This window comes from Collinsella aerofaciens (assembly GCF_040915425.1).
Lineage (GTDB): Bacteria > Actinomycetota > Coriobacteriia > Coriobacteriales > Coriobacteriaceae > Collinsella > Collinsella aerofaciens_BW.
The window spans coordinates 1-6,410 of sequence record NZ_JBCPDN010000091.1 but is presented as its reverse complement, the minus strand read 5'-3'; the positions used below and the strand labels follow the sequence as shown (position 1 = coordinate 6,410).

General features: G+C 62.1%; 3 protein-coding genes. 1 reads left to right on the top strand and 2 read right to left on the bottom strand.

From position 1 onward, the window contains the following. Positions 1–131 precede the first annotated feature (131 nt). Both AB5164_RS09550 and AB5164_RS09545 read right to left on the bottom strand, forming a co-directional pair. Positions 132–2,216, bottom strand: coding sequence for a protein kinase domain-containing protein (locus AB5164_RS09550; RefSeq protein ID WP_368148044.1), 2,085 nt, complete (start codon positions 2,214–2,216; stop codon positions 132–134). Positions 2,217–2,387: 171 nt separating this feature from the next. After that, a complete protein-coding gene (locus AB5164_RS09545; RefSeq protein WP_349109828.1) occupies positions 2,388–3,350 on the bottom strand; it encodes an FHA domain-containing protein in 963 nt (320 codons plus the stop codon). A gap of 588 nt (positions 3,351–3,938) precedes the next feature. Here AB5164_RS09545 and AB5164_RS09540 point away from each other — a divergent pair. Beyond that, positions 3,939–6,155 carry a DEAD/DEAH box helicase gene (locus AB5164_RS09540; RefSeq protein WP_368143197.1) on the top strand — a complete coding sequence of 739 codons (2,217 nt, stop codon included), beginning with the start codon at positions 3,939–3,941 and terminating at the stop codon, positions 6,153–6,155. The last annotated feature ends 255 nt before the right edge of the window (positions 6,156–6,410 follow it).

The window sequence follows — 6,410 nt, the reverse complement described above, 5'->3', positions numbered from 1 at the left end:
GATCAAGACAAACAGTTGGCAGGAAACTCAATGTCTCGTTCTGTAACATCTAGCAGCAAATATGACCTCTAACTGTTACAGATTGAGACAATTGCCGGGGAGGGGTCCCGTCACGGCAAGACGCCCGCTCTCTAGATACAGAATCCGGGGATCACGCAGGTTCGTTTGTTTGGCTTGTCCGCAGGCGTTGCGTACGTAAAGGCGTCGCCGTCGTGGCCCACACGGTTTATGTAGAGCGTGCCTTCGGTCTCCGATGAGTCGGGGCTCACCGTGCGCTCCCACCAGCAGGTGTCCTTGCCCTTCCACTGACGGACCATCGCCTCGTTCGTGGAATACGGGCTCACCTTGAGCTCGCGGAAGAGTTGGTACTCCTTGCCCTCGCTGTTGTAGATGTCTGCCAGGTAGTGATAGTCCTTGGCAAACGAATCGGGCGGTTGCGTACCGCACAGCTCGACCATGGCGGGCAGCCAAAGGGTTGCGGGCAACTCGCTCAGACACGATGCACTGTTGGCTGCGCCCACATTGTTCGAGACCTTCTTGACCCCTTTAATGAGTGCGCGCAACTCGTTGGGCAGCAGCTTAAGGCCGTCGCCGTCGAGCCATTCTCGCAGCTCGCAATCTGCCCAGCCGGCGCTCGGCGGTTCAGCCGCAGCGTTGCGCTCGGCAATACCTGCGTCGAACATAAACGTCAGCCCGGCCTTGCCCGTCCCGTCCAGAAGCTCATCGTGACGGATGCCCACAAGCTGCGCGCCGACCTCCAACCCGTTGGTGAGTTTCACGCGCTTGGTACACGGATAGGGGATATGCCCATCGGCATCGAGCAAGTGGTAGCGCTTGGCAATCTCGCGTGCCTCGCTACGGGTCTCGGCGGCCTTAATCTTGAGCGAAATCTCCTGCAGCTGATCCCAGGTGTAGTCGTCAAGAGAGCTGCGGATGCCATCGAGGTAGTCGGGGATGCCAAAGCCATGGGTTGCCGCCCCAATGACGCTGAGCCCCGCAACGGCTGCAACGACGCCACCGATAATAAAGCGGCGGCGGGTCATGGCATCGTGTCGGGCCTGCTCCAGAATCTCTCGCGCGCGCTCGCCGGCGACGTCGACCTTAAGGTGCGTACCGGAGTCGATGTCGATTGCGGCGTCACTGCCTGCGCCCTCGCGGCCCTCGGATTCGGCGTCGGTGAGGTATGTCGAGAGCACCTCGAGCATCTGCTGCTCGGTAGGGCGATCGCATTGCTCGACTGAGAGACCCTTCATGATGATTTGGGCGAGCGCTTCATCGCCCTCGCAGCGCGGCTCGAGCGGTGTCGGCTTGGTCTTGGTCTTTACGAGATAGAACGAGCCGGTTGCAGCGGCGTCCGTCGACTCAAAGTCAAACGGTTTGCGACCGCTGTAGAGCTGGTACAGAATGCTCGAAAGCGCGTAGACATCGATTGCCGGCGAACGGCGAAGGGCCGCGATGCCTTCGATATCCTGCGTGAGCATCTCGGGCGCGGCGTATGCGGGCGTGGCAAAACGCCAGATGTCGGCGCGCCGGGTGATCGTGTCGTCGCCGAGAGCCATGGTCGCGGAGCCCATGTCGATGAGGCAGGGGTCAAAGGAGCAATCGGCAATCTGCTGCTCGAGCGTTCGGCTGGTGGTGCGGAACATGATATTGGCAGGCGACAGGTCGCGATGGACGACCGGATTCACGAGCCCCTGGGTCATCAGGAGTGCGCGAAGCACGGCGTTTCCGACGGCGGCGACCATCTGGGTGGTCAGCCCGCCCGAGGCGTCGTGCGGAAGCAGGGGCAGCGCCTGCTTGAGCGAGGTGCCCTCGACCCACTCCATGAGGATGAGAGGGTCATCCTCGCACGATCCGTAGCCATAGACGCGCGGAAATCCGCGCAGGTGCGAGACGGTACACAGATGACGGTACTCCTCGAACAGCGCGGCGGTGCTGGCCAGGTGCGCTGCCGATTGCTCGGCGGAGCGGTCGGGGGCTTGGCCGGAAAGGATGGCGTTGTCCTTGAGTAGCTTGACGGCAAAGACCTCGCCGCTCGTGTTGGTCGCGCGCAGCACGTGTCCGATGTTGCCGTTGTTGCGGTGGGCCGTCTGGAGAATAAGCGTCATAAACCGACGCTTGGCGTCGTCCTCGGCGCTGGGGTCGACCGCCACGGCGGTGTCGAACGTGTCAAGAAGGATGAGTTTGTCGCCATAGGCGCTATCGGTAGTATCCATGGCGTTCCTTTGTCTGGCATGGGTTGCCGCGCGTATACGTGAGCAGTGCGGATATCGGTAAAGTACCATGATAGCCGCACTGCCCACGTATACCGCTGAGCATTGTCGTTTACGACGCAGAAGGTAGCAGACGAAAGACGGACGGCGACCGTCTTTCGATCGCCGTCCGCGCTAGTCCACAATGACAAGGAATGTCGTGTAGAGACCCAGATGGAGCCTGTCGCTGTTTTCGATTTCCACTGGGGGATAGATCTTGCCGGGCTCGCGTTGGTCGCGCGGCGGCTCAATCATAATATCGCCGCCGCCTGCACCCGATTCGAGCATCGTGCCGTTGGTCGATCCAAGGCCCTGGGCGTACCAGTGCTCACCCTCAAGCCAAATGCGAAGATGCTCGCGCGATGCGTCGGCGCCCACATCGGTGATGCTGGGCGAGGTTTTGGGCAAAGAACCAATCACGGTGCCGTGCGGATCGCGTGTGAGGGGATGGATTTGCATGTCGGCGCAGTTGTCGGCATGGGTTCTGAGCAGACCGAGGTTGGGGGCGACGGTGCGCGGCTGCTCCAGGCTGCTCATAAAGCCACGTCCGACGGTAGTTTCGGTGGTGCCAAAGTGCTCGCCCGTCTTGCTGTCGCAAAAGCGCTCGACGGTGGCCACGCCCTGAACGGGATCGGCGAGCGCCCCCGTTGCCACAAAGAGCATAAGGTAAAGCGTGCTTTTCTCGCGCACGGCATTGCCGTCAAAGTTGTCGATGCGATTGAGGGCATTTGCATATAGGCGGCTGTCCAGCTTGTAGCTGGCGAGAGCCGACATCATTTCGTTGGCGGCCGGACCGTGATAGTGCTCGGCGATTGCCCGATAGGCGGACTCGCCGCCGCCGAGCTTGCTGCAGATTGCCGAGGAAAGGTTGAGCGTGGTGACGGTAAAGTCGCTGTAGATGGAGGGCGCGCACTGGTCAGGCTTGCGATGGACGATGTAACGGGTGAGATACGAGCGGTTGGAAGAACATTTCTCGAGCAGGGTACTGCCGAGATAAGAGTTTCCATTGATGAGCATTCGGGCGATCTCGAGATGTTTAAGACCGCCGAACGAGCGAATATCGTTATAGAGGACCGAGCAAGGCGTCTCTGCTGCCACGGATACCTCCTTTGATTGCTTCCTAGCCAATATGGCGATAGGAATTAATGGCCCCCGGTGGGCGACGTATTAAATGGCTGCGCAATATATAGCGTAACCAAAGCAACATTATAGGCCACATGTTCGAAATTGCAGGAAGACCGAGAGATTTGGTTTGGACTGGACGGAAATCCCCCTCTGTCTTGATCTATAACAATTAGGACCGATTTTACTCGTTAACTGTTACAGATTGAGACGTTTGTGAACCGTGTCGACCGTTTGTCTCGATCTGTAACACGTAGAGGAAGATTTGCCCTGTAGATGTTACAGATTGAGACAATCAGCCAGGCCCGCCCCGTCCGCCTCGTCATCTGTGGTTTACGTGGGGGCATACGGAGTGCGGGTATACTAACCGGCGGCGAATCTGCACCATCGCTTAGAGCTGCTGCGTCTGGACGGCGTGTGATAGGGCTGCCAAAGCGATCGCCAGCGTGCTGAGCAACGTCCTCTCTGTGCGCACCTGTTTTTGTATGTATTAGCGCACTACCAAGCACGCCCGCGCGGCCGCACGCCGTGCCCATTGCGCGTGCAGATAAGGAACAACAACATATGCGTAATTCTGTATCTGACGTCACCGACGCCGAGATCCTGGACGAGGCCCGCGAGGCCATGACCCAGGCTGCCTTCGATGCCGCCGATGAGGCCAATGCTGCCCAGGCCGTCGAGTCCGCTACCGAGAGCCTGCCCGCCTTTGACGAGCTGGGGCTTTCCGACGAGATGCTCCGTGCTATCGAGAACCTGGGCTACACGGCGCCCACGCCCGTGCAGGCCGGCTCGATCCCCGTAGTGCTCGAGGGCCGTGACCTGCTTGCCGCCGCTCAGACCGGCACCGGCAAGACGGCCGCTTTTTTGCTGCCGACCATGAATAATCTGGAGCACATCGCTCCTCCCAAACCCGTGCGCGAGCGCGGCGGCCGCAACCGTCGTCGCGGTGCTAAAAAGCCCGAGGGCAACGGCCACGGCCCCGTGATGCTCGTCATCACCCCTACGCGCGAGCTTGCCCAGCAAATCGACGAGGTCGCGAGCAAGATCGCCGACGTCACCGGCCATGTTGCCGTGACCGTCGTGGGCGGCGTGAGCTACAAGCCGCAGACCGCGGCGCTCAAGTACGGCTGCGATATCCTGGTTGCCACGCCGGGCCGTCTGGTCGATCTGATCGAGCAGGGCGCCTGCCACCTGAACGAGGTTAAGGTCCTGGTGCTCGACGAGGCCGACCGTATGCTCGACATGGGCTTTTTGCCCGCCGTCCGGCGCATTGTGCGCGAGACGCCGGCCGAGCGTCAGACGCTGCTGTTCTCGGCGACCCTCGACGAGGAGGCCGTGGGCGAGATCACCGACCTGGTGAGCGACCCGGCTCGCGTGGAGATCGCACCTGCCACGTCGACCGCCGACACCGTCGACCAGTTTGTGTTCCCGGTGTCCATCGAGGCCAAGAATAACCTGTTGCCCGAGTTCCTCAAAAAGGAGGGCCCGGAGCGCACCATCGTCTTTATGCGTACCAAGCACCGCGCCGACAGCTGCTGCCGTCGTCTGGAGCGCAAGGGCATCAAGGCCGCCGCGATTCACGGCAACCGCAGTCAGGCCCAGCGCGAGCGTGCCCTTTCGGCCTTCCGCGACGGTACCGTTGACGTGTTGGTGGCAACCGACGTGCTCGCCCGCGGCATCGACATTAGCGACGTGCGCTACGTCGTAAACTTTGACGTGCCGGCCGAGCCGACCGACTACATCCACCGTATTGGCCGTACGGGCCGCGCCGGCGAGCTGGGCTGGGCTATCACGTTTGTGACCGAGCAGGATGTCGATGAGTTCTACGAGATTGAGAAGCTCATGGACAAGACGGCCGACATCTACGAGGCCGGCGACCTGCATGTGGGTCCCAACCCGCCCGCGGTTGATCCCGAGCGTGACCCTGCGGCCTTTAAGGTGAAGAAGAAGACCAAGCGCGGCAAGTCCAAGAGCAAGAAGAAGCTTGAGCAGGCACGTCGCGACGGCAAGCGCAACGGCGACGATTACGGCGATGTGGCTGGTCGTTCCAACCGCGGTCGCGACGAGCGCCGTGGCGATGGCGAGCGTCCGAGCCGTCCCAAGCGCGGCGGCAAGACCCGCGTGCGCGAGGGCGTTCAGGCTCGCGTGGACGAGGCTGTGGAGAGCGTGGCCCGCGAGGTGGCTGCCGAGGAGCGCGGCGGTGCTGACGCCGTCAAGCAGGCCCCGCGTGGCAACCGTGCCGAGCGTCGTGCCAAGCAGTTCCAGGGCGAGGCGCATCGCCGCCGCCGCGAGGATGAGGATCGCGGTGGCCGTCGTCGTGTCGAGCGCGAGGACGAGGGCCGCGGTTCGCGCGGTGGCAAGCGCGGTTCGGGCGACCGCCGTCATTCCGGTCGTGATGACGAGCGCGGTGGCCGTGATGAGCGTCGCGGCGGTGAGTCCCGTGGCGGCAAGCGCTTTGAAGAGCGCGGTAGCCGCGGCGGCGAGCGTCGCGAGGGTGCTCGCGGCAATGGCGGCCGTGGCGGCGCTGGTCGTTCTAACGAGTCGCGCGATCGTCGTGACCCGCGTGCCAGCCGCGATCGTCGCGATGACTGGCGCAACTACGACGATACCCGCGAGGAGCGTCGTGGCGGCTATCGTGGCGGGCGTGGCGGCAACCAGGCCGGCTCCCGTGGCGGCCGCGCCGGCGGTCGCGATAACCGTGGCAGCTATGGCAACAGCCGTGGCGGCAAGCGCGGCGGCAGCTCCCGTCGCCCCGGTGATGGCGGCGGCAAGCGCAAGTAACATACGCATCGCCCGCTAGAGCGAGGTGAACCAAGGGTCCCGAGTAACTACGCTCGGGGCCCTTTTTGTTTGTCGTATTCGATCGCTAGTTCAAATGTGATTTCCTCGGGAATGCATCTAGAGGATGCCGTGGGCCTGTTTCCTACCATGCGGCAATGGGTCCCATGGAGTGCGCAGTGCATTTTTTGGGGTATTCTGCAGTTCGAGTTGTCTGCATATGATTCGACGTCGCCAACGGTGGCCTTCGGATATCCC